This window comes from Pseudomonas sp. Pse79 (assembly GCF_024519615.1).
GTDB lineage: Bacteria > Pseudomonadota > Gammaproteobacteria > Pseudomonadales > Pseudomonadaceae > Aquipseudomonas > Aquipseudomonas veronii.
Genome location: NZ_JALJRR010000023.1, coordinates 1 through 23,366 on the forward strand (window position 1 = coordinate 1; position 23,366 = coordinate 23,366).

Genomic DNA, 23,366 nt, shown 5'->3' on the forward strand with positions numbered 1-23,366 from the left:
ATTGAGTCCTCCTGAAGATAGGTCAGAAGGCGTAAACCTTATTCAGGACGGGACACTCGAAATAAAAAAGCCCCGCTTCTCGATATGAGCAGCGGGGCTTTTTTTCGCCTGCAATCAGCCGCGGGCGTTATCGATCAATTCAATGTACTCGGCGGCGTTGCGCTGGTCCTTGATCAGGTCGACGAAGGTCTGGCCATGCTCGTCCTTGCCATCGAGGTCCAGGCCGGCGGCCTTGAAGAAGCCCAGGAAGCGCTCGAAGTCGTCGATACGCAGGCCACGATAGGCCTTGATCAGTTTGTGCAGGGAGGGTGAAGTCGCGTCGACGGGTTCGAAGTCCAGGAACAACTTGATCTGATCGTCGCCGATCTCGTCACCAATCACCTGTTTCTTATCTTTACGCATTACCGACTCCAGCCTGCGGACATTTACATGGGGTTTGAAGTCTACCTGCGAGGCGCGAGCGGCGAAAGCGCTGAGAACCACTGTGGGAGAGGGCTTGCTCCCGATTGCGCTGGACCCGTCAATTAGATGTCGACTGACACACCGTCATCGGGAGCAAGCACCCTCCCACATTGGGTTCGTCTGTGTGCTGGCTACTTGGTGCGTACCACGCCGGTATGCAGATCCGCCCAGATATGCCCATTGGCATAACTGAGGAACTGCACATACACCGTGTCATTGCGCAGCAGGTCGACGATCACGCGGTATTGGGTCGCGGGGTAGGACAAGGTCAGGGTCTTGGTCTTGTCATCGAACACCGGCTTTTTCAGGCTTTTGCTTTCGGCGTCGAAATTGACGATCACCTGGGCGATGCTTGCGCCTTTGTTCAAGGACTTACCCTTGAGGCGAATCATCAACGGCGACGTCACCGGGATCGGCTGCTGCGTGGATTGGCGCTGATTACCTACCACCACGGCATACTCGGTGACTTGCAACAGTTGCTGCTGATCGGGCGCTTCGGCGCGCAGGGCCAGGTCGTCGGGCGGCAGGAATTGGCTGTGCATCGGCGCCGGGGCGGCGGCCAGCGGCAAGCTGAGGGTCAGCGCCAGGGCGGCGCAGGTGCGAATCAACAGGCTCATGAACAGCTCCAGACGCAGAAGCCAAGCACGATAGCATGCGCAACCCTGCGTCGGAGCCTTGATCACATGCCTTTAACGGCGTAAATCCCATTGGCGTTGCGCCAGTAACCTTTGTAGTCCATGCCGTAACCGAAGATGTAGCGGTCGATGCACGGCAGGCCGACGAAATCGGCCTTCATTTCCGGGCGCGCCTTGCGGTCGTGGTCTTTGTCGATCAGCACGGCGGTGTGGACTTTGCGCGCGCCGGCGTGTTTGCAGAAGTCGATGATCGCGCCCAGGGTGTGCCCTTCATCGAGGATGTCGTCGATGATCAGCACGTCGCGGTCGATGAACGAGACTTCCGGCTTGGCTTTCCAGAACAGGTCGCCGCCGCTGGTTTCGTTGCGATAACGCGTGGCATGCAGGTAGGACGCTTCCAGCGGGAAGTGCAGATGGGTCAGCAATTTGCCGGCGAAGATCAGACCACCGTTCATCACGCAGAAGACCACCGGGTTGGTGTCGGCCATTTCGCGGGTGATCTGTGCGCCGACCTTGGCGATCGCCTCTTCGACTTGCGCTTCGGTGTACAGGCAGTCAGCCTCGCGCATGATTTGACGGATATGCTCGAGATCAGCGGACATGGCGCTCTCCAGGGGGTGCTGTGGCAAGAAAAGCGGGCAAAGGTACGCATGTGAGGCGCAACGTTCAAGCCTTAATGGACTAACGTGCTAGATGTCTATAGGACAACACCCTCGGATAGATTAATCTAGGCCGGTTTTTTTGCCCGCCGCCGGAGCCTTTCCCATGCCCACTCGCGAGATCCGCCATCCGCTGATCCGACACAAGCTCGGCCTTATGCGCCGCGCCGACATTAGCACGAAGAACTTCCGTGAGCTCGCTCAGGAAGTCGGAGCGTTGCTCACCTACGAAGCCACCAAAGACCTGCCCCTGGAGAGCTACGAGATCCCCGGTTGGGCCGGCCCCGTCCAGGTCGAGAAGATCGCTGGCAAGAAAATCACTGTGGTGCCGATCCTGCGCGCCGGCATCGGCATGCTCGAAGGCGTCCTCAGCCTGATCCCCGGCGCCAAGGTCAGCGCCGTGGGCGTGGCTCGCAATGAAGAAACGTTGCAGGCCCACACCTACCTGGAAAAACTCGTACCGGAAATCAACGAGCGTCTGGCGATGATCATCGACCCGATGCTCGCCACCGGCAGTTCCATGGTTGCCACCATCGACCTGCTGAAGAGGGCCGGTTGCAAGGACATCCGCGCCATGGTGCTGGTCGCCGCGCCCGAAGGCATCGCCGCCGTCGAGAAGGCCCACCCGGACGTGCAGATCTACACCGCGTCCATCGATGAGCGCCTGAATGAAAACGGCTACATCATCCCAGGCCTGGGCGACGCCGGTGACAAGATCTTCGGTACCAAGCAGAAGGACGCGTGAGCATGCAGGATGAATTCAACGACCCGCTTTGGCGCCAGATCCTGTCTGGCGCACAAATGCTCTTTGTGGCATTTGGCGCGTTGGTGTTGATGCCGCTGATCACAGGTCTTGATCCAAACGTCGCCTTGTTCACCGCCGGCCTGGGCACGCTGCTGTTCCAGCTGGTGACCGGGCGGCAGGTGCCGGTGTTTCTGGCGTCGAGCTTTGCCTTTATCACCCCGATCATTCTCGCCAAGGGCCAGTTCGGCCTGGCGGCGACCATGGGCGGGGTGATGGCGGCCGGTTTCGTTTATACCTTCATGGGGTTGGCGGTGAAGATCAAGGGCACCGGTTTCATCGACCGGCTGCTGCCGCCGGTGGTGATCGGGCCGGTGATCATTTCCATCGGCCTGGCCATGGCGCCGATTGCCGCCAACATGGCGATGGGTAAATCCGGCGATGGCGCCGAGCTGATCCATTACCAGACGGCGATGCTGATCTCGATGCCGGCGCTGCTGACCACCCTGATCGTGGCCGTGTTCGGCAAGGGCATTTTCCGCCTGGTGCCGATCATCTCCGGCGTGCTGGTGGGCTTTGCCATGGCGTTCTACTTCGGCGTGGTCGATACGGCCAAAATTGCCGCCGCACCGTGGTTCGCCCTGCCCCACTTCACCGCGCCGGAGTTCAACTGGCAGGCGATTCTGTTTATCGTCCCGGTGGCCCTGGCCCCGGCGATCGAGCATATCGGCGGTGTGATTGCAGTGGGCAGCGTGACTGGTCGCGACTACCTGAAGAAGCCCGGCCTGCATCGCACCCTGCTGGGTGACGGGATTGCCACCACGGCCGCCGGCCTGTTTGGCGGCCCGCCGAACACCACCTACGCCGAAGTGACCGGCGCAGTGATGCTGACCAAGAACTACAACCCGAAGATCATGACCTGGGCGGCAATCTTTGCCATCAGCCTGGCGTTTATCGGCAAGTTCGGCGCACTGCTGCAGAGCATTCCAGTGCCGGTGATGGGCGGGATTCTGTGCCTGCTGTTCGGCTCGATCGCCGCCGTGGGCATGAACACGCTGATCCGCCACAAGATCGACCTGGGCGAAGCCCGCAATCTGGTGATTGTGTCGGTGACGCTGGTGTTCGGGATTGGCGGTGTGCTGATCGGCACCGGCACCGGTCCGGACGATTTCGGCCTGAAGGGCATCGCCCTGTGTGCGGTGGTAGCGATTGGCTTGAACCTGCTGCTGCCGGGCAATGATGGCTGGAAGCACAAGAAGCCGGATGAGCCGTTGATCTAACCAGCACTGCAAAACTGAATGTGGGAGGGGGCTTGCCCCCGATGACGGAGTGCCAGTCGACATCTAATCGACTGATCTGCCGCTATCGGGGGCAAGCCCCCTCCCACATTGTTAGATCTTCAGTGTGACTTAGAGCTCGCCTAGGCCATCGATCAGCGCCTGGTTCTGCTCCGGCGTACCGATGCTGATCCGCAGGAACTGATCAATCCGCGCCTGCTTGAAGTGCCGCACGATCACGCCTTGCTCACGCAACTTGGCCGCCAGGCCGGCGGCGTCGTGCCGTGGGTGGCGGGCGAAGATGAAGTTCGCAGCCGATGGCAACACTTCAAAGCCCTTGCCTTCCAATTGCGCGACCACCTTGTTGCGGCTGTCGGTCACCCACCGGCATGTCTTCTCGAAGTACTCGCGGTCGTCGAACGCCGCCGCTGCGCCGACAATCGCCAGGCGATCGAGCGGATAGGAGTTGAAGCTGTTCTTGACCCGCTCCAGCGCCTCGATCAGGTCCGGGTGGCCCACGGCCAGGCCCACGCGCAAACCGGCCAGTGAGCGCGATTTGGACAAGGTCTGGGTGACCAGCAGGTTCGGGTAGCGATCCACCAGGCTGATGGCAGTTTCGCCACCGAAGTCGACGTAGGCTTCATCCACCACCACCACCGAATCCGGGCTGGCCTTGAGGATCTGCTCCACCGCGTCCAGGACCAGCACGCAGCCGGTCGGCGCGTTCGGGTTGGGGAAGATGATCCCGCCGTTCGGCCTGGCGTAGTCCGCCGCGCGGATCTGGAACTGCTCATCCAGCGGCACCGCGTCGAATTTGATGCCATAGAGGCCGCAGTACACCGGATAGAAGCTGTAGCTGATATCCGGGAACAGCAGCGGCAAGTCGTGCTGGAACAGCGCGTGGAAGATGTGTGCCAGGACTTCGTCGGAACCGTTGCCGAGGAACACTTTGCCGGCGTCGATCCCGTAATAGCGGGCCACGGCCTGCTTGAGCAGGTCGCTGTTGGGGTCCGGGTACAGGCGCAGATTGTCGCTCAACTCGACCTGCATGGCCGCCAGCGCCTTGGGCGACGGACCGTAGGGGTTTTCGTTGGTGTTGAGCTTGACCAGCTTGGTCAACTTGGGCTGCTCACCGGGTACGTAAGGCACCAACTCCTTGACGAAGGGGCTCCAGAATTTGCTCATGTCTCAGTTCCCCTTATTGTCTTCAAGGATGCGGTATTCGGCGCTCCGGGCGTGGGCGCTCAAGGATTCGCCACGGGCCAGTACCGAGGCGGTCTTGCCCAACTCGGAAGCACCTTGTGGCGAGCAGAAGATGATCGACGAACGCTTCTGGAAGTCGTACACCCCCAGCGGCGAGGAGAAGCGCGCGGTGCCGGAGGTCGGCAACACGTGGTTGGGGCCCGCGCAGTAGTCGCCCAGAGCTTCGCTGGTGTGACGGCCCATGAAGATCGCGCCCGCGTGACGAATCGACGGCAGCCAGGCCTGTGGGTCGGCCACGGACAACTCCAGGTGTTCCGGCGCGATGCGGTTGGCCACTTCGATGGCCTGCTCCATGTCGCGCACCAGGATCAACGCACCACGGCCATTGATCGACTTCTCGATGATCTCGGCGCGGTCCATGGTCGGCAGCAGCTTGTTGATGCTGGCGGCGACTTTGTCGAGGAACTCGGCATCTGGGCTGACCAGAATCGCCTGGGCGTCTTCGTCGTGCTCGGCCTGGGAAAACAGGTCCATGGCGATCCAGTCCGGGTCGGTCTGGCCATCACACACCACGAGGATTTCCGAAGGACCGGCGATCATGTCGATACCGACCTGGCCAAATACATGGCGCTTGGCGGTGGCGACATAGATGTTGCCGGGGCCGACCACCTTGTCGACCATCGGCACGCTTTCGGTGCCGTAGGCCAACGCCGCGACAGCCTGGGCGCCGCCGATGGTGAACACGCGGTCGACCCCGGCGATGCAGGCGGCCGCGAGGACCAGCTCGTTGATCTCACCGCGCGGGGTCGGCACCACCATGACCACTTCGGTCACACCGGCCACCTTGGCGGGAATCGCGTTCATCAATACCGACGACGGGTACGAGGCTTTACCGCCCGGCACATACAGGCCGGCGCGGTCCAGCGGCGTGACCTTCTGGCCCAATACGGTGCCGTCGGCCTCGGTGTAGCTCCAGGAATCCTGTTTCTGTTTTTCGTGGTAGCTGCGCACCCGCGCCGCCGCGAGTTCCAGGGCTTCGCGCTGCGGCGCGGTGATGCGCGTCAGGGCCAGCTCCAAGCGTTCGCGGGGCAGGATCAGGTCCGACATGGACTTGACGTCCAGGCCGTCGAACTGGCGGGTGAAATCCACCAGCGCGGCGTCACCGCGCTCGCGCACGGCCTTGATGATATCGAGCACCCGCTGGTTGACCGAGTCGTCGGACACGCTTTCCCAACTCAGCAGATGATCCAGATGATGGGCGAAATCCGGGTCGGCAGCGTTGAGTCGGGCAATTGCAGTGGACGTGGTCATAGCGAGGGCCTCATAGGATTGGCAAAAACTCAGGCGCCCGAAGGTGCGCTGACGTTCAATAACGAATCGCGTTGGTGCTGTGGCCGTGCCAGGCAAGGCGCGGGACGCCGGTAAGGGTTTGTTTCCTTACCAAGTCCCGCAACGCGGCATGGCGCGGCCACAGTACCAACCCGTAGGGCCTTGCCTCAAAAGGCAGGCGGCTACGCGTCGCTAGGTATTGAAAAAAAATCTTCTACTAACATAACTTGCCTTTTGGGGTAAGGCGCGATTCGTTATTGAACGTCAGCGCACCTTCCCAGCAGTCGTATCCGCTTGGGCACCTGAGAATTCTGGCTATGAGGCGGATAGACGGGCGCAGCCGTTTGGCTACGCGGGTGAGTCAACCGCGGTGTCGAGACTCCACTGCGTTGCGCAGGGTGTCGATCAACGCCTGGATACGCGCGTGCTGCATCTTCATCGATGCCTTGTTGACGATCAGCCGGGAGCTGATGTCAGCAATGAAATCCTGGGGCTCCAGACCGTTGGCGCGGAGGGTGTTGCCGGTGTCGACCACGTCGATGATCTTGTCGGCCAGGCCAATCAGCGGCGCCAGCTCCATCGAGCCGTACAGCTTGATGATATCGACCTGACGGCCTTGCTCGGCGTAGTAACGCTTGGCGATATTGACGAACTTGGTGGCCACCCGCAGGCGACCTTTAGGCTCGACATCACCGACACGGCCGGCGGTCATCAGCTTGCACAGGGCAATACGCAGGTCCAACGGCTCGTACAGGCCCTGGCCGCCGTATTCCATCAATACGTCTTTACCGGCGACACCCAGGTCGGCGGCACCGTGTTCAACATAGGTCGGCACATCGGTAGCCCGCACGATCAGCAGACGAACGTCGTCCTGGGTCGTAGGGATGATCAGCTTGCGGCTCTTGTCCGGATTCTCGGTCGGCACGATGCCCGCTTCAGCCAGAAGCGGCAAAGTGTCGTCAAGGATGCGGCCCTTGGACAGTGCGATGGTCAACATGGGAAACGTCAGTCCTTCATCAGGCTATTGCGGTCTGGTCGCAAACGGCGCCAGACACAGATCGAGGCCATTACAGCCTCGATTTGAAACACATTCAGCCGGAATACGCAATTGCACACCCCGGGCGGGCGCATCCCTGCGCCCGTGCAGCGGGGACTAGCCCGGTACGCGGCGGATCTTCGCGCCGAGCATCTGCAGTTTTTCTTCGATGCACTCGTAGCCACGGTCAATGTGGTAGATGCGGTCGATCAGGGTGTCGCCCTCTGCGCACAGTGCGGAGATCACCAGGCTGGCCGAAGCCCGCAGGTCGGTGGCCATGACGGGCGCGCCCTTGAGCTTGTCGATGCCGGTCACGATGGCCGTGTTGCCTTCGACCTGGATCTTCGCGCCCATGCGGTGCAGTTCGTACACGTGCATGAAGCGGTTTTCGAAGATGGTCTCGATCACAGCGCCGGTGCCTTCGGCAATCGCGTTCAGGGAGATGAACTGCGCTTGCATGTCGGTCGGGAACGCCGGGTACGGAGCGGTCCGCACGTTGACGGCTTTTGGCCGCTTGCCGTGCATGTTCAGCTCGATCCAATCTTCACCGGTGGTGATTTCAGCGCCGGCTTCCTTGAGTTTTTCCAGCACGGACTCAAGGATGGTCGGATCAGTGTCCTTGACCTTGACGCGGCCACCGGTGACGGCGGCGGCAACCAGGTAGGTCCCGGTCTCGATGCGGTCCGGCATCACCTTGTAGGTGGCCGAATGCAGGCGTTTTACACCTTCGACGGTGATGGTGTCGGTGCCGGCGCCGCTGATATTGGCGCCCATGGCGATCAGGAAGTTGGCCAGGTCGACCACTTCCGGCTCGCGCGCGGCGTTTTGCAAGACGCTGCGGCCGTTGGCCAGGGCAGCGGCCATCATGATGTTCTCGGTACCGGTCACGCTGACGGTATCAAAGAAGAAGTTGGCGCCACGCAGGCCGCCTTCCGGCGCCTTGGCCTTGATGTAGCCGCCTTCGACGTCGATGGTGGCGCCCATGGCTTCAAGGCCACGGATGTGCAGGTCGACCGGACGCGAACCGATCGCGCAACCGCCAGGCAAGGCCACTTCGGCTTCGCCGAAACGGGCAACCATCGGGCCGAGCACCAGGATCGACGCACGCATGGTTTTCACCAGCTCATACGGGGCGATCAGGGTCTTGATGGTGCGCGGGTCGATTTCAACCGACAGTTTTTCGTCGATCACCGGCTCAATGCCCATGCGACCGAACAGTTCGATCATGGTGGTGATGTCGTGCAGGTGCGGCAGGTTGGCCACGGTCACAGGGCCATCACACAGCAAGGTCGCTGCCAGGATCGGCAAGGCGGAGTTTTTCGCACCGGAAATGCGGATCTCGCCATCAAGGCGGGCACCACCGGTAATAATCAATTTATCCATAAGAATCTCGACGCCTTGGGGGCTCAGGTGCGCTCGGCCCAGGCCGCGCGGCTGAAAAATTTCATAGTGACCGCATGGATGCTGCCATCGGTGATCCACGGGTTCAAATGGGCATAGACCTGCTGTTGACGCTTGACCGGGCTCAATGCCGCCAGTTCATCGCTAATCACATTCAGCTGGAAGTTGCAGCCTTCGCCTTCAACTTCTACGTTCGTTTCCGGCAGCTTTCCTTCAAGGAAGCTCTTAACTTCTAGGGCCTGCATGCTCAACCTCTATCGGCGCCCAGTGCGCGCGGGTCGCACATCATACAAAAAAGCCCCGCGCCTGCGAACCCCGCATAGCAGGACTCTGACGGGGGGCTTTCTTGAATATGTGTATTAAGGATGCGCCAACAGCTCGGTCAGACCGGAAACGTCGGCAATTTCACGCATGTCGTCGGGCAACGCACGAATGCTCACCGGCTTTTTGGCCGCCTCGGCGTCGCGCATGAAGCACAGCAGCAACGACAAGCCGACGCTGCTGGACTTGGTCACCGCCGAGCAATCGAGCACCAGCGACGGTGCGGTGCTCGCCTGGATCAGCGCCTGCCCCTGCTTGCGCAGGTCGGGCCCGGTGCGGTAATCCAGCACGCCGCTGAGGAACAACTCGCCGGCATCGCCGATACGAACAGCCGCCTCGGTCATTGCGCGGGCTTCCCGGCGGCTTTATCGGTCTCTTCCTTGGCCTTGGCCACTTCACCGGCCCAACCATTGATGGTCTTGTCGAGGTCGTTGCCATTGCGCTGCATCGCGTCGGCGAACTGATCACGGAACAGTTTGCCAATGTTGATGCCGTTGATGATCACGTTACGCAGCTTCCACTCACCGCTGACCTTCTCCAGAGTGTATTGCACTGGATAGATGGCGCCGTTGCTGCCCTTGACGGTCATGCCGACGCTGGTGCGATCGCCCGACTCATCCTTGGCAGGGTCGACAGTGATCCCCTGGTTGTTGTACTCGAGCAGGGCGTTGCCGTAGAACTGAAACAGGCCCTTCTTGAAGTTTTCCTGGAATGTCTGCATCTGCGCAGGTGTCGCCTTGCGCGAATACTTCACCGTCATGATGCTGCGCGAAATGCCTTCGGCATCCACGACCGGGCCGACAATGGTGTTGAGCGAGTCGTAGAACTTGGTAGGGTCTTGCTTGTACTGTTCTTTATTGGCTTTCAGGTCAGCCAGCATTCTGCTGGTCGTGTCCTGCACCAGTTCGTGCGCAGAACCTGCCGCGTTGGCCATCAACGGCAGTGCTGCAAGCAGTACCAGCAGACCACGTCGCAAGGTAGAGATCATGAACAGATTCCTCATTTAGCGTCTTTATTGACCGTATTGAGCAGGAATTTACCGATCAGGTCCTCAAGCACCAGCGACGACTGTGTGTCGTGGATGGTCGAACCATCCTTGAGCAGAGCGGTTTCCCCGCCTACGCTGATACCGATGTATTTCTCGCCCAGCAAACCTGCGGTGAGGATCGATGCCGTGGAGTCAGTCGGCAGATTATCGACCTTCTTGTCCAGTTGCATCGTCACACGCCCGGTGAAGCTGTCGCGGTCCAGATCGATCGCCGTGACCTTGCCGATGGTTACACCGGCCATGGTCACTTTAGCTCTGACAGTCAAACCCGCGATATTGTCGAAGTACGCGTAAAGTTTATAGGTATCGGCGGTGGGGCTGGCCGAAAGGCCGCTGACTCGCAGGGCCAGCAACAGTAAAGCCAGGATGCCAGCCAGCAAGAAAAGGCCGACACCGATTTCCACAGTGCGGTTTTGCATCAGAAATCTCCAAACATCAAGGCGGTCAAAATAAAGTCAAGGCCCAGTACCGCCAGCGAGGCGTACACAACGGTCTTGGTGGTGGCGCGACTGATCCCTTCTGAAGTGGGCTCACAGTCATAGCCTTGGAATACGGCGATCCAGGTCACGACAAAGGCGAAGACAATGCTCTTAATGATGCCATTGAACACATCGCCGCTGAAGTTCACGCTGTTTTGCATGTTGGACCAGTAGGAGCCTTCATAGACCCCCAGCCAGTCCACCGCCACCCACGAACCGCCCCAGATACCCACCACGCTGAAGATCATCGCCAGCAACGGCAGGGAAATGAAGCCGGCCCACAGGCGCGGGGCAACAATGTACTTGAGCGGGTCCACGCCGATCATCTCGAGGCTGGACAACTGCTCGGTGGACTTCATGTTGCCGATTTCGGCGGTCAGCGCGGAACCGGCGCGCCCGGCGAACAACAGGGCCGTGACGACCGGGCCGAGCTCACGCAACAGCGTCAGGGCGACCATCTGCCCCACCGCCTGCTCCGAGCCGTAGCTGGACAGGATATTGAAGCCCTGCAACGCCAGCACCATGCCGATGAAAACCCCGGAAACCACGATGATCACCAGGGACATCACACCAACGGAGTGCAGCTGCTTGATCAGCAGGCCGAAGCTGCCGCCAATGCCGCCACGGCCGAGCAAGGCGTGGAACAGGAATATCGTCGAACGGCCGAGCACTTCGATGATGTCGATGCCGGAACGCCCGAAAAGGCGCACCTTTTCGATAAGAGATGTCTTGCGCATCAGCGCTTCCCCAGAAGATCTGAGCGGTAGTCCGCTGCCGGAAAATGAAAAGGCACCGGGCCATCGGGATCGCCGGTCATGAATTGGCGAATGCGCGGGTTGTCAGCGTTCATCAGTTCTTCCGGCGTGCCCTGCCCCAGTACCTGGCCATCACCGACTACATAGAGGTAATCGGCGATGCTCGCGGTTTCGGCCAGGTCGTGGGAGACCACGATACTGGTGATCCCCAACGCATCGTTGAGCAGGCGGATCAGGCGCACCAACACGCCCATGGCGATCGGGTCCTGGCCCACGAAGGGTTCGTCATACATGAGAATCTGCGGATCGAGGGCAATGGCACGCGCCAGGGCGACACGACGCTTCATGCCGCCGGACAGTTCATCCGGCATCAGGTCGATGGCGCCGCGAAGGCCCACGGCCTGCAGCTTCAGCAACACAATGTCACGAATCATCTCGTCGGACAGCTGGGTATGCACCCGCAGCGGAAACGCTACGTTTTCGAACACATCGAGGTCGGTGAACAATGCACCGCTCTGGAACAGCACCCCCATGTGCTTGCGCGCATCGAACAGATCGCTGCGCGACAACGTCGGCAGGTTCTGGCCGTTGACCCACACTTCGCCGGCACTGGGGCGCAATTGCATGCCCATCAAGCGCAACAGGGTGGTCTTGCCGCAACCGGAAGGCCCCATGATGCCGGTGACCTTACCGCGGGGAATGCGAATATCGACGTTATTGAAGATGCTGCGCGTCCCGCGCTTGAAGGTAAGGCCCTTCAGCTCGACCGCGTAGGCGTTATCGGCACTCATCTAAACTCCTTGGGATGCAGCCTCTCACTCAGACACCACGCTTGTGACAAACGTTTGCAACGGTTGCCCAACATATAGTTAGCCACATGGGCTGGGTGGACCGAACTGGCGGCGAACTATATCACTGCTGGTACAGCGCCCCCAAGGCCGGAACAGCGCTTGTTCAGATTGGAGACAGGGAAAAACCGTTGCTTGCTATGTTACCGAGGAATGAATCTGAAGCGCCTGACGACTAAAGACTGACGAACTTGCGTGAGGGAATTGATCATTATCGTTATAATCGTCGACTTTTCGTCAGGCTATACGATTTCAGACATGAGCCAATCCAGCGATCTTATCCAATCCGCACAACGCACCATCCGCCTCGAGCTTGAAGCCGTAGAAGGCTTGCTGGCCCATATCGACGTGGATTTCGTACGCGCCTGCGAGATGATTCTGGCCAGCAAAGGCCGCGTTGTCGTGGTCGGCATGGGCAAGTCCGGTCACGTCGGCAACAAGATCGCCGCCACCCTGGCAAGCACCGGGACCACGGCGTTTTTCGTCCACCCGGCCGAAGCCAGCCACGGCGACATGGGCATGATCACCAAGGATGACATCATCCTCGCACTGTCCAACTCCGGCACCACCAACGAAATCGTGACCTTGCTGCCGTTGATCAAGCGCCTGGGCATCCAGATGATCAGCATCACCGGCAACCCGGAGTCGACGCTGGCCAAGGCCGCCGAAGTGAACCTGAATGTTCATGTGACCGCAGAGGCCTGCCCGCTGAACCTGGCGCCAACCTCTTCCACCACCGCCGCGCTGGTCATGGGCGATGCCCTGGCCGTGGCGCTGCTGGAAGCACGTGGGTTTACGGCGGAAGACTTCGCGTTTTCCCATCCGGGCGGCGCGCTGGGCCGACGCCTGCTGCTGAAAGTGGAAAACGTCATGCATTCCGGCGATGAACTGCCCCACGTACAGCGCGGCACCCTGCTGAAGGACGCACTCATGGAGATGACCCGCAAGGGCCTGGGCATGACCGTGATCCTGGAAGCCGACGGACGCCTGGCCGGCGTATTCACCGACGGTGACCTGCGCCGCACCCTGGACCGCACTATCGATATCCACACCGCCACCATCGATGCGGTGATGACTCCCCACGGCAAGACCGCACGCGCAGAAATGCTGGCGGCAGAAGCCCTGAAGATCATGGAAGACCATAAGATCGGCGCGCTGGTGGTGGTCGATGGCAATGACCGCCCGATCGGCGCCCTGAACATGCACGACTTGCTGCGTGCGGGAGTGATGTAAATGACCAGCGACCTGTTGCAACGCGGCAAGCACATCAAATTGGCGATTTTCGACGTTGACGGCGTGCTGACCGATGGCCGCCTGTACTTCCTCGAGGACGGCAGCGAATTCAAGTCGTTCAACACCCTCGACGGCCAGGGCATCAAGATGCTCATGGCGGCGGGCGTGCAAACCGCGATTATCAGCGGTCGGAAAACCCCGGTTGTGGAACGCCGCGCACAAAACCTGGGGATTCCTCACCTGTATCAAGGCAGGGAGGATAAACTAGTCGTTCTGGACGAGCTTCTTGGCCAACTGAACCTAAGCTATGAGCAGGTTGCCTACCTGGGCGACGACCTGCCCGACCTGCCGGTGATCCGCCGGGTGGGCCTGGGCATGGCTGTCGCCAATGCGGCGGCATTTGTTCGCGAGCATGCCCACGGCATCACCACGGCTCGTGGCGGCGAAGGCGCCGCCCGCGAGTTCTGCGAGTTGATCCTGCGTGCCCAGGGCAGCCTTGAAGCGGCCCACGCCGCCTACCTATAGAGCGTTTTATGCTGAGCAAAAAGATTCGCAACTTCCTGCTATTCGGGGTCATCGCCGCGCTGCTCCTGGCGGTTGGCTACTGGAATATCAGCCCGGAGCGCTTTCTCGACCAGCCTGTGGCGCAGGTTGACCAAGGCGCTATCGACTATTACGCCACCAATGCCTACAGCGTGCAGTTCCTGCCTGATGGCAAGGTGCAGTATGAAATGAACTCGGACAAGGTCGAGCACCTGAAAGCGTCCGAAGTCACCCTGCTGACCAACCCCGATTTGAATCTGTATCGCGGCACCGAATTCCCCTGGCACGTCACCAGCAAGCGTGGCGAAGTCAACCCGGACGGCACCGAAGTGGAACTGATCGACTCGGTGCGCGTCGCACGAACCGACGCACAGAACCGCGACACCATCATCACCAGCAGTCGCATGACCGTATTCCCACAGAAGCAATATGCGCAGACCGAGCAAGACGTTAGAATCGACGGCGCTGGCGGTGTATCGACTGGCAAGGGAATGAAAGCGTATTTGAAAGAAAGCAGGATACACCTGCTATCGAACGTAAGAGGACAGTATGAGGCTCGTTAAAACCCTCCCTATTTTGCTCAGTCTGGGCGCAGCACTGGGAAGCGTGAGCGCCTGGGCTCTGCCGAACGATAGCCAGCAACCGATCCACATTTCGGCCGACGATGCACAGCTCGATGACAAGCAAGGCGTCGCGACCTACACCGGCGGTGTGATCATTACCCAGGGCTCGATGAAGATCACCGGCAACACGGTGACACTGACTCGCACCCCTGCTGGCGACATTGACGTCGTGACTTCGGTGGGCAACCTGGCCTACTTCGAACAGAAGCAGGCTGCCACCGACACCGCCCCGATGAAGGGCTACGGCAAAACCATCCAGTATCACGCCCAGCAAAATCGCATCGTGCTGATCGACCAGGCCAAGGTACTCAGCCCCGACGGCAACTCCACGGAAGGTGAAAAAATCACCTATGACACCGTGAAGCAGGTTGCCAACGCCGGTCGCGCCAACGGCACCAAGGTCACCGCACCGCGTCCACGTATCGACATGGTTATCCAGCCGAAGAAGAAGGCCGAGTAATGGCAACCCTGAAAGCCCAGCATCTGGCCAAGGCCTATAAAGGCCGTCAGGTCGTGCGCGACGTCAGCCTGTCGATCGACAGCGGCCAGATCGTCGGCCTGCTTGGCCCCAACGGTGCCGGCAAGACCACCTGTTTCTATATGATCGTCGGCCTGGTCCAAGCGGACCAAGGTCGCATCCTGATCGACGACCTCGACGTCAGCCACCAGCCGATGCACGGCCGTGCGCGCGCCGGTATCGGCTATCTTCCCCAGGAAGCGTCGATCTTCCGCAAACTGTCGGTTGCCGATAACATCATGGCGATCCTCGAGACCCGCAAGGAACTCGACCGCGACGGCCGCCGCAAGGAGCTGGAAAGCCTGCTGCAGGAATTCCACATCAACCACATTCGCGACAACCTCGGCATGAGCTTGTCCGGTGGTGAACGCCGCCGCGTGGAGATTGCCCGCGCCCTGGCCACTGCACCGAAGTTCATCCTGCTGGACGAACCGTTTGCCGGTGTCGACCCGATCTCGGTCGGCGACATCAAGCAGATCATCCATCACCTCAAGGCCAAGGGCATCGGTGTACTGATCACCGACCACAACGTCCGCGAGACCCTCGATATCTGCGAAACTGCGTATATCGTCAACGATGGGCAACTGATTGCCGAAGGCGATTCGGCCACGATCCTGGCCAACGAACTGGTCAAGGAAGTGTATCTGGGCCACGAGTTCCGCCTGTAAGCCTGCCTGGAAAAAAAGGCGGTGGCAGGCCGTTCGCCAAGGTGCGCGGGAGTCAATGAAAACCTCCGGATTTTTATTGTTACCGCGCTCTAGGCAAAGCCCCCGATATCAGGCATATAATTTGCTTATGTTTGGCGCTCACGCGCCCTGTCGTGGATGGCGCATTGCGCCGGCGAATAAGGTGTTAAGCCCCTGCCATGAAACCATCGCTAGTCCTGAGAATGGGCCAGCAGCTGACGATGACACCGCAGCTGCAACAGGCCATCCGCCTGCTCCAATTGTCGACACTGGACCTGCAACAGGAAATCCAGGAAGCCCTGGAGTCCAATCCGATGCTCGAACGCCAGGAAGAAGGCGACGACTTCGATAATGCAGACCCGCTGGCCGACAACATCGAGCAAAAACCCAATTCCGACGTGCAGGAACCCTCTTACCAGGAAACCGCCCCTACGGTGGACAACCTGGAGGAAGGCGAATGGAACGAACGTATTCCCAACGAACTTCCCGTGGACACCGCCTGGGAAGACGTCTACCAGACCAGCGCCAGCAGCCTGCCCAGCAATGATGACGACGAGTGGGATTTCACCACCCGCACCTCCGCCGGCGAGAGCCTGCAGAGCCACTTGCTGTGGCAATTGAACCTGGCGCCGATGTCCGACACCGATCGCCTGATCGCTGTGACCCTGATCGACTGCATCAACAACCAGGGTTATCTGGACGAGACACTCGAAGAGATTCTTGAAGCCTTCGACCCGGAACTGGACATCGAACTGGACGAGATCGAAGCCGTCCTGCACCGCATCCAGCAGTTCGAGCCCGCCGGCATTGGCGCGCGCAACCTCAGCGAGTGCCTGCTGCTGCAATTGCGCCAGCTGCCCGCCAAGACCCCTTGGCTCGTTGAAGCCCAACGCCTGGTCACCGACTACATCGACCTGCTGGGCAGCCGCGACTACAGCCAGCTGATGCGCCGCATGAAGCTCAAGGAAGACGACCTGCGCCACATCATCGAGCTGGTGCAGAGCCTCAACCCGCGTCCGGGCTCGCAGATCGAGTCCAGCGAAGCCGAATACGTCGTCCCCGATGTGATCGTGCGCAAAGACAACGAACGCTGGCTGGTGGAACTGAACCAGGAATCGGTGCCGCGCCTGCGGGTCAACCCGCAATATGCCGGTTTCGTCCGTCGCGCCGACACCAGCGCCGACAACACCTTCATGCGCAACCAGTTGCAGGAAGCGCGCTGGTTCATCAAGAGCCTGCAAAGCCGCAACGAAACCCTGATGAAAGTGGCCACGCAAATCGTCGAGCACCAGCGCGGCTTCCTTGAGTACGGCGACGAAGCGATGAAACCGCTGGTCCTGCACGACATCGCAGAAGCGGTGGGCATGCACGAATCAACGATTTCCCGGGTAACGACGCAAAAATTCATGCATACCCCACGGGGTATATATGAGCTGAAATACTTTTTCTCCAGCCATGTCAGCACCTCCGAAGGCGGCGAATGCTCGTCCACGGCGATCCGCGCAATCATCAAAAAACTGGTTGCCGCGGAAAATCAGAAAAAGCCGTTGAGTGACAGCAAGATCGCTGGTTTACTGGAGGCACAAGGCATTCAGGTCGCCCGTCGAACCGTCGCCAAGTACCGCGAGTCCCTTGGGATCGCGCCTTCCAGCGAGCGTAAGCGTTTGATGTGACGGGCAGGCCACAGCGTTCCAGTGGCAGGCATCTCTGCCTGCCGCTTTATGCACTGGCAACGAAGGAGAAGCTGTATGCAAGTCAATATCAGTGGACACCAACTGGAAGTGACCGACGCGCTGCGCACCTATATCGGCGAAAAACTCAAACGAATTGAGGGGCATTTCGACAAGATCACCAACGTGCAAGTCATTATGACTGTCGAAAAGCTGAAGCAGAAAATCGAAGCCACCTTGCGTATACCCGGCGGAGAAGTCGTCGCCAATGCTGAGCATTCTGATATGTATGCCGCCATTGACGACCTGACCGACAAGCTGGATCGCCAAATCAAAAAGCATAAGGAAAAGCAGCAGAGCCTCCTACAGGGCACCGGCCGCTAACACTCCCCACCCATGATCCGACTTGAAACCATCCTGACTCCCGGCCGTTCCCTTGTGAACGCGCCGGGGGGCAGCAAGAAGAAAGCCCTCGAACAGATTGCCAACCTGATCAGCAAACAAGTGCCTGAGCTGGAGATGCAAGATGTCTACGAGGCTCTGATTGCCCGTGAAAAACTCGGCTCGACCGGTTTTGGTAACGGCATCGCCATTCCTCACTGTCGCCTCAAAGGCTGCGAGACACCTGTCAGCGCCCTGCTGCACCTGGACGCTCCCATCGATTTCGACGCCATCGACGGTGCCCCGGTCGACCTGCTGTTCGTGTTGCTGGTCCCGCAAGCCGCCACCGATGCACACCTGGAACTGCTCCGGCAGATCGCCAGCATGCTTGACCGCAAGGAAGTACGCGACAAACTGCGCAGTGCCAGCAGCAATGAGGCGTTGTATCAGGTTGTCCTGGCTGAACAAATCGAGCAGTAATCATGCGTTTGATCATCGTCAGTGGCCGCTCCGGCTCAGGTAAAAGCACCGCCCTCAACGTTCTTGAGGACAACGGCTTCTATTGCATCGACAACCTGCCCGCCGGCCTGCTGCCGGAGTTGGCGGAGCGCGCGCTGATCCACACCGAACTGGCACAGCCACTGGTCGCCGTGTCGATCGACGCCCGCAACCTGCCCAGCCACCTCTCGCGGTTCCCGGCACTGCTTGAGGAAGTGCGTGCCAAGCACATTCACTGTGATGTGCTGTACCTGGACGCAGACGAAGAAACCCTGCTCAAACGCTTCTCCGAGACCCGTCGACGTCACCCCCTCAGCAGCCCGCATCGTTCGCTGGCCGAAGCCATCGAGGACGAGACCAAGCTGTTGGGACCGATCATTGACCTCGCCGACCTCAAGATCAACACCACCAGCCTCAACCTGTACCAACTGCGCGATGCCATCAAGCTCCGCCTGCTGAACCAGCCCGAGCCCGGCACGGCCTTTCTGGTCGAGTCGTTTGGCTTCAAGCGTGGCATGCCGGTGGACGCCGATCTGGTATTCGATGTGCGCTGCCTGCCCAATCCTTACTGGAAGCCGGAGTTGCGGGACCAGTCGGGGCTGGATCAGCCGGTGGCGGACTACCTGGCCGCGCAACCGGATGTCGAGGAGATGTTCCAGGACATCTCCAGCTACCTGCTCAAATGGCTACCGCGCTTTGCCGCCAGCAACCGGGCCTATGTCACCATTGCCATCGGCTGCACCGGCGGCCACCACCGTTCCGTCTACCTGACCGAACGCCTGGGCCAGATGCTGCAACAAACCCTCAAGAACGTCCAGGTTCGCCACCGCGACCTTAGCTGAAAGGAACACCCCCGCGATGCCCGTTCTGGAAATTGAAATCATCAACAAGCTGGGCCTGCACGCCCGCGCCTCAGCCAAGTTCGTCGGCATTGCCGGGCAGTTCCCCTGCCAGGTTCGCGCTGGACGCACTCCGGAAACCATGGTCGACGGCAAGAGCATCATGGCGATGATGATGCTCGCCGCCGGCAAGGGCACCAAGATTCATTTGAAGACCGAAGGCGAGCAAGAGCAGGAAGCGATGGCGGCCTTGACCAAGCTGATCAATAACTTCTTTGATGAGGGTGAATAAACCCACCCGACGAGACAGAGGCTGAAGCCGCAACAGCTTCAGCCCAATGCAGTATCCATCACCATCATCAAGCAAAACCCGATGCACAGTCCCAGGCTGGCGAGCTTTTCATGGCCATTGCGCCGCGATTCGGGGATCACCTCGTGAGTGACCACCAGCAGCATCGCGCCAGCAGCCAACGCCAAGCCTAACGGCAGCAGCACCTGCGCCAGACTCACCAACCAGGCACAAAGCACTGCGAATATCGGCTCGACCAAGCCCGAAGCCGCACCGATCAGGAACGCCTTGAACCGCGACATCCCTGCTCCGGCCAGCACCAACGCAATCACCAGGCCTTCGGGCACATCCTGCAAAGCGATGCCCATGGCCAGGCTGTCGGCATCCGGCATGCCGCCGCCCGCCGACACGCCAACCGCCATACCCTCCGGGATGTTGTGCGCGATGATGGCAAACACGAACAGCCAGATACGTGGCGGGATCACCGGATGCTCCGGCGTACCGACCAGCATTTCCGGGCTGGCCCCGGAGACCTTGCGATCGACCAGGTACAAGCCGAACGCTCCCAGCATGATGCCAATGCTGATCAAGCCACTCGCGCCCCAAGGGCTGAGCCCCAGGCCTTCAGCGGCGGCAATGCCCGGCACGACCAACGAAAACGCCGTGGCCGCGAGCATCACGCCGGCACCAAAGCCCAGCAAGGTATCGCTCATTGCTGCTGGCATGCGCCGGATAACCAACACCGGTACGGCGCCCAACGCGGTGCCGAGCGCACAGATCGCCCCACCTTGCAGGGCCCGCAGGATGCGCGGCTCCAGGTCCAGCCAGGCGAATCCTTGAGCCACCAGCAATGCAATACCTGCCAATAGCAGCAGCGAGCCAAATGCGTAACGAAACATTCGCACGCTGCTGATCGCCAGTGTTTCAGTACCCATGGTCGGCCTTAGGTCGTGTTGTACGGCGTGATATCAGGCCAGGGCGGCCTGGTAGCGGGCGGCGACTTCCGGCCAGTTGATGACACTGTAGAAGGCATTGATGTATTCAGGACGCCGGTTCTGGTACAGCAGGTAGTAGGCGTGTTCCCACACATCCAGGCCGAGGATCGGTGTGTTGCCGCTCATCAGCGGGCTGTCCTGATTGCCGCTGCTCTCCACCACCAGGGTCTTCTGCGGGGTCACGCTCAACCAGGCCCAGCCGCTGCCGAAGCGGGTCAATGCGGCCTTGGTGAAGGCCTCCTTGAAGCTGTCGAAACCGCCCAGTTGCTCATCGATCGCCTGGCCCAGCGCGCCATCGGGTTTGCCGCCGCCTTTGGGTGACATCACCGCCCAGAACAACGAGTGGTTGGCATGCCCACCGCCCTGATTGATCACCGCGGCGCGCAGTTGCTCGGGCAGTTGCTGGACGCTCGACACCAGCTTCTCTACCGGCCAACCCGCAAACTCGGTGCCCTCCACGGCGGCATTGAGGTTGTTGATGTAAGTCTGGTGGTGCTTGGTGTAGTGAATTTGCATGGTTTGCGCATCGATATGCGGTTCCAGGGCATCGTAGGCGTAAGGCAAAGCAGGCAAGGTGTAGGACATATCAGTGTGCTCCGTATTGAGGAGGGGTCGGTTGCGCCGCAGTACCGCCCAGCAAGCGATGGGTACGGGGGTATTCGCCGTGATCGCTGATGAAATTCAACAGTTCGACGTAGGTCTTGCTGCTCTGGCGCAACGCCGCGTCGCGCAGTTGCGGGCTGAGGCGCTGGTCCTGCAGCGCCTGTAACAGCCGTTGGTGGATGGCACAAAGGTATTCCGCGCTTTCTTCCGGCTGGTTCAGGCGCAGGTGCAGGTCCGCCAGGTTGTGATGGGAAATGACGCAAGCCGCCACTGCTTCGTCGGCGTTCGCCCAGCGCTCGAACAACACTTGAGCCAGGGCCAGGGCTTGTAAATAGGCTTCGCGAGCGTCGACCAACTCGCCCTGCATAAAGCAGCGATTGGCCCGTTCGATCGTGCGTTTCCAATGCTCCATGGTCAGCCTCCAAAGCAGGGTCGGTGATTACACGCCGCCGGCCGTGAGCTTTTCCGGGTCCAGCAGGACTTCCAGTTGGCTGCGCGGCAAGTCGGTGTGCTCGAGGGCGACATCAATCACCGGGCGACCTTGCTGATAGGCTTGCTTGGCGATTTCAGCGGCCTTTTGGTAACCAATGATCGGGTTGAGTGCGGTCACCAGGATCGGATTGCGCGACAACGCTTCCTTGAGCTTGGCCTCGTTGACCTTGAAACTGGCAATGGCCTTGTCCGCCAGCAGGCGGCTGGAATTGGCCAGCAGTTCGAGGCTGCCGAGCAGGTTCTGGGCGATGATCGGCAGCATCACGTTCAGCTCGAAGTTGCCGGATTGCCCGGCAATGGTGATCACCGTGTCATTGCCGATGACTTGTGCGGCGACCATGGCGGTCGCTTCCGGAATCACTGGGTTGACCTTGCCCGGCATGATCGAAGAACCGGGCTGTAACCCTTCCAGTTCGATTTCGCCCAAGCCAGCCAGGGGCCCGGAATTCATCCAGCGCAAGTCGTTGGCGATTTTCATCAATGACACAGCGATCGCTTTCAACTGGCCGGAGACGGCGACGGCGGTGTCCTGGGAGCCGATCAACGCGAAGAGGTTCTTGCCCGGCGTGAATTGCACGCCGGTCAGGCTGCTCAGCTGCTGGCTGAAACGCAGCGCAAACTCCGGATGCGCGTTGATCCCGGTACCGACAGCCGTGCCGCCCTGGGCCAGGGCTTGCAGGCTGGGCAACAGGTCCTGCAGGTGCGCGATATTGGCCTTGAGCTGCTGCGCCCAGCCATTGAGCACCTGGCTCATACGCACGGGCATGGCGTCCATCAGGTGCGTGCGACCGGTCTTGATGAAGGGGTGGACCTCTTCGGCCTTCCGTTCGATGACCTGCACCAGATGCAGCAACGCCGGCAGCGTTTGCTCATGCAGCACCAACGCCGCACTGACGTGGATGGTGGTCGGGATGATGTCGTTGCTGCTTTGGCCGCAGTTCACGTGATCGTTGGGGTTGACCGCCTCACCGAGCAAACGGCTGGCCAGGGTCGCGATCACTTCGTTGGCGTTCATATTGGAACTGGTGCCGGAACCGGTCTGAAAGATATCCACCGGAAAGTGCGGCATGAAGTCACCGTCCAGCAAGCCCAGGGCAGCATCGACAATGGCCTTGCCCTGCCCTTCGCTGATCTGCTTGAGGTCGACGTTGACCTTGGCCGCTGCCACTTTGGCCAGGATCAACGCACGAATGAACGGCGCCGGCATGCGCTGGTGGCTGATCGGAAAGTTGTTCACCGCGCGCTGGGTTTGCGCGCCGTACAAGGCCTCGGCGGGGACTTGCAGTTCACCCATGCTGTCGCGTTCGATACGGTTATTACTCATCGGAAGATCCTTGCACCCAGTCAGAAACGGAAATCGAAGGCAGCAATTCGCACGTCGCCAATTGCCAGGCAAAGGCCTGCCAGCGCTTGAGGCGGCAGGCACAGTGGGAGAGTGTTTCCAGGTCGCGCAGCGGGCGCCAGGCCTGGTCCAGGCACTGGGACCGCCAATGCCACGGCAAGGCAATGTCCGTGGCGGTGTCGATCAGCAGGCGGAAAGCCGTTTCAGCGATCGTCCATGGATGAGTCGCGGTGCAACAGGCGAGGTATCGACCTTCATTGAGGTAATGTTCGATCAGGCGCGGTTCATTGGGCTCGAGGCAGCAGCGAATCTGACGACTCATCCAACGCCAGCTTTCCAGGTAGGGGTCCTCATGCAGGACAGCATTCATGATCCGCACTCATTCGATAATGATATTTATTATTAAATGATATTGATAATCAACACAAGAGTGGCAAGCCAATCAACCTGGAATGCAGCC

The 23,366-nt window shown here is 60.2% G+C and carries 30 protein-coding genes; 12 read left to right on the forward strand and 18 right to left on the reverse strand.

Annotation, left to right across the window (positions count from 1 at the left end; genetic code table 11):
• Positions 1-114: 114 nt before the first annotated feature.
• The 3 genes from NR164_RS23640 to NR164_RS23650 all read right to left on the reverse strand — a co-directional run bounded on the left by NR164_RS23640 (position 115) and on the right by NR164_RS23650 (position 1,699).
• Positions 115-402, reverse strand: coding sequence for a PA4642 family protein (locus NR164_RS23640; RefSeq protein ID WP_017845962.1), 288 nt, complete (start codon positions 400-402; stop codon positions 115-117).
• Positions 403-593: 191 nt separating this feature from the next.
• Positions 594-1,079 (reverse strand): hypothetical protein, encoded by a 486-nt coding sequence (locus tag NR164_RS23645; protein ID WP_046384672.1) that lies wholly within the window; start codon positions 1,077-1,079, stop codon positions 594-596.
• 62 nt (positions 1,080-1,141) lie between these two features.
• Complete coding sequence (locus NR164_RS23650; RefSeq protein WP_010567709.1) at positions 1,142-1,699, reverse strand: hypoxanthine-guanine phosphoribosyltransferase; 558 nt, start codon at positions 1,697-1,699, stop codon at positions 1,142-1,144.
• Positions 1,700-1,862: 163 nt separating this feature from the next.
• Between NR164_RS23650 and upp the strand changes: the two genes are divergently transcribed.
• On the forward strand, positions 1,863-2,501 hold the full coding sequence (gene upp / locus NR164_RS23655) for a uracil phosphoribosyltransferase (protein WP_017845966.1): 639 nt from the start codon (positions 1,863-1,865) through the stop codon (positions 2,499-2,501).
• A 2-nt stretch (positions 2,502-2,503) separates the two neighbouring features.
• Positions 2,504-3,778, forward strand: coding sequence for a uracil-xanthine permease family protein (locus NR164_RS23660; RefSeq protein WP_017845967.1), 1,275 nt, complete (start codon positions 2,504-2,506; stop codon positions 3,776-3,778).
• A gap of 129 nt (positions 3,779-3,907) precedes the next feature.
• Here NR164_RS23660 and hisC read toward each other — a convergent pair whose 3' ends face one another.
• From hisC to NR164_RS23710, 10 genes are all read right to left on the reverse strand, one after another.
• Positions 3,908-4,960, reverse strand: coding sequence for a histidinol-phosphate transaminase (gene hisC / locus NR164_RS23665; protein WP_256823335.1), 1,053 nt, complete (start codon positions 4,958-4,960; stop codon positions 3,908-3,910).
• Positions 4,961-4,963: 3 nt separating this feature from the next.
• Entirely contained in the window at positions 4,964-6,289 is a 1,326-nt protein-coding gene (hisD, locus tag NR164_RS23670; RefSeq protein ID WP_017845969.1) for a histidinol dehydrogenase, read from the reverse strand.
• 379 nt (positions 6,290-6,668) lie between these two features.
• Positions 6,669-7,304 carry an ATP phosphoribosyltransferase gene (hisG, locus tag NR164_RS23675; protein ID WP_017845970.1) on the reverse strand — a complete coding sequence of 212 codons (636 nt, stop codon included), beginning with the start codon at positions 7,302-7,304 and terminating at the stop codon, positions 6,669-6,671.
• A 156-nt stretch (positions 7,305-7,460) separates the two neighbouring features.
• Positions 7,461-8,726, reverse strand: coding sequence for a UDP-N-acetylglucosamine 1-carboxyvinyltransferase (gene murA, locus NR164_RS23680; protein ID WP_017845971.1), 1,266 nt, complete (start codon positions 8,724-8,726; stop codon positions 7,461-7,463).
• A 23-nt stretch (positions 8,727-8,749) separates the two neighbouring features.
• Positions 8,750-8,989, reverse strand: coding sequence for a BolA family protein (locus NR164_RS23685; RefSeq protein ID WP_017845972.1), 240 nt, complete (start codon positions 8,987-8,989; stop codon positions 8,750-8,752).
• Between the two features lie 114 nt (positions 8,990-9,103).
• Positions 9,104-9,409 carry a lipid asymmetry maintenance protein MlaB gene (locus NR164_RS23690; RefSeq protein ID WP_017845973.1) on the reverse strand — a complete coding sequence of 102 codons (306 nt, stop codon included), beginning with the start codon at positions 9,407-9,409 and terminating at the stop codon, positions 9,104-9,106.
• Positions 9,406-10,053, reverse strand: coding sequence for a phospholipid-binding protein MlaC (locus tag NR164_RS23695; protein WP_046384674.1), 648 nt, complete (start codon positions 10,051-10,053; stop codon positions 9,406-9,408). The genes NR164_RS23690 and NR164_RS23695 overlap by 4 nt, the downstream gene beginning before the upstream one ends.
• Before the next feature lie 11 nt (positions 10,054-10,064).
• Positions 10,065-10,532, reverse strand: coding sequence for an outer membrane lipid asymmetry maintenance protein MlaD (gene mlaD, locus NR164_RS23700; RefSeq protein ID WP_017845975.1), 468 nt, complete (start codon positions 10,530-10,532; stop codon positions 10,065-10,067).
• Positions 10,532-11,329: a lipid asymmetry maintenance ABC transporter permease subunit MlaE gene (gene mlaE, locus NR164_RS23705; RefSeq protein WP_017845976.1), complete on the reverse strand. Its 798-nt coding sequence runs from the start codon at positions 11,327-11,329 to the stop codon at positions 10,532-10,534. Before mlaE ends, mlaD begins: the two co-directional genes overlap by 1 nt.
• Entirely contained in the window at positions 11,329-12,138 is an 810-nt protein-coding gene (locus NR164_RS23710; RefSeq protein ID WP_003171811.1) for an ATP-binding cassette domain-containing protein, read from the reverse strand. Before NR164_RS23710 ends, mlaE begins: the two co-directional genes overlap by 1 nt.
• 315 nt (positions 12,139-12,453) lie before the next feature.
• Here NR164_RS23710 and NR164_RS23715 point away from each other — a divergent pair, with 315 nt between their 5' ends.
• From NR164_RS23715 to NR164_RS23760, 10 genes are all read left to right on the forward strand, one after another.
• Complete coding sequence (locus NR164_RS23715) at positions 12,454-13,428, forward strand: KpsF/GutQ family sugar-phosphate isomerase (protein WP_017845977.1); 975 nt, start codon at positions 12,454-12,456, stop codon at positions 13,426-13,428.
• The gene (locus NR164_RS23720; RefSeq protein ID WP_017845978.1) at positions 13,429-13,953 is read left to right on the forward strand and encodes an HAD family hydrolase; all 525 of its coding nucleotides are present in this window, start codon (positions 13,429-13,431) and stop codon (positions 13,951-13,953) included.
• Between the two features lie 8 nt (positions 13,954-13,961).
• A complete protein-coding gene (lptC, locus tag NR164_RS23725) occupies positions 13,962-14,534 on the forward strand; it encodes an LPS export ABC transporter periplasmic protein LptC (RefSeq protein WP_046384675.1) in 573 nt (190 codons plus the stop codon).
• Positions 14,521-15,054, forward strand: a complete 534-nt coding sequence (gene lptA, locus NR164_RS23730) for a lipopolysaccharide transport periplasmic protein LptA (protein WP_046384676.1) — start codon at positions 14,521-14,523, stop codon at positions 15,052-15,054. The genes lptC and lptA overlap by 14 nt, the downstream gene beginning before the upstream one ends.
• Positions 15,054-15,779, forward strand: a complete 726-nt coding sequence (gene lptB / locus NR164_RS23735) for an LPS export ABC transporter ATP-binding protein (RefSeq protein WP_017845981.1) — start codon at positions 15,054-15,056, stop codon at positions 15,777-15,779. The genes lptA and lptB overlap by 1 nt, the downstream gene beginning before the upstream one ends.
• Before the next feature lie 197 nt (positions 15,780-15,976).
• Positions 15,977-17,470 carry an RNA polymerase factor sigma-54 gene (locus NR164_RS23740; RefSeq protein ID WP_026139902.1) on the forward strand — a complete coding sequence of 498 codons (1,494 nt, stop codon included), beginning with the start codon at positions 15,977-15,979 and terminating at the stop codon, positions 17,468-17,470.
• A gap of 75 nt (positions 17,471-17,545) precedes the next feature.
• Positions 17,546-17,851, forward strand: a complete 306-nt coding sequence (gene hpf, locus NR164_RS23745) for a ribosome hibernation-promoting factor, HPF/YfiA family (RefSeq protein WP_017845983.1) — start codon at positions 17,546-17,548, stop codon at positions 17,849-17,851.
• 12 nt (positions 17,852-17,863) lie between these two features.
• Positions 17,864-18,328 (forward strand): PTS IIA-like nitrogen regulatory protein PtsN, encoded by a 465-nt coding sequence (gene ptsN, locus NR164_RS23750; RefSeq protein WP_057004257.1) that lies wholly within the window; start codon positions 17,864-17,866, stop codon positions 18,326-18,328.
• Between the two features lie 2 nt (positions 18,329-18,330).
• Complete coding sequence (gene rapZ, locus NR164_RS23755) at positions 18,331-19,188, forward strand: RNase adapter RapZ (protein WP_017845985.1); 858 nt, start codon at positions 18,331-18,333, stop codon at positions 19,186-19,188.
• A 16-nt stretch (positions 19,189-19,204) separates the two neighbouring features.
• Positions 19,205-19,477, forward strand: coding sequence for an HPr family phosphocarrier protein (locus NR164_RS23760; protein ID WP_046384677.1), 273 nt, complete (start codon positions 19,205-19,207; stop codon positions 19,475-19,477).
• Positions 19,478-19,515: 38 nt separating this feature from the next.
• Here the strand turns inward: NR164_RS23760 and NR164_RS23765 are convergent, their stop codons facing one another.
• The 5 genes from NR164_RS23765 to NR164_RS23785 are packed head-to-tail and all read right to left on the reverse strand — an operon-like array spanning position 19,516 to position 23,276.
• Entirely contained in the window at positions 19,516-20,409 is an 894-nt protein-coding gene (locus tag NR164_RS23765; RefSeq protein WP_079442870.1) for a ZIP family metal transporter, read from the reverse strand.
• 33 nt (positions 20,410-20,442) lie between these two features.
• A complete protein-coding gene (locus NR164_RS23770) occupies positions 20,443-21,054 on the reverse strand; it encodes a superoxide dismutase (protein WP_079442869.1) in 612 nt (203 codons plus the stop codon).
• Position 21,055: 1 nt separating this feature from the next.
• Positions 21,056-21,484, reverse strand: coding sequence for a hypothetical protein (locus tag NR164_RS23775; protein WP_017845989.1), 429 nt, complete (start codon positions 21,482-21,484; stop codon positions 21,056-21,058).
• A 27-nt stretch (positions 21,485-21,511) separates the two neighbouring features.
• Positions 21,512-22,888 (reverse strand): lyase family protein, encoded by a 1,377-nt coding sequence (locus tag NR164_RS23780; protein WP_017845990.1) that lies wholly within the window; start codon positions 22,886-22,888, stop codon positions 21,512-21,514.
• Entirely contained in the window at positions 22,881-23,276 is a 396-nt protein-coding gene (locus NR164_RS23785; protein WP_057004254.1) for a hypothetical protein, read from the reverse strand. The genes NR164_RS23780 and NR164_RS23785 overlap by 8 nt, the downstream gene beginning before the upstream one ends.
• Positions 23,277-23,366 lie beyond the last annotated feature (90 nt).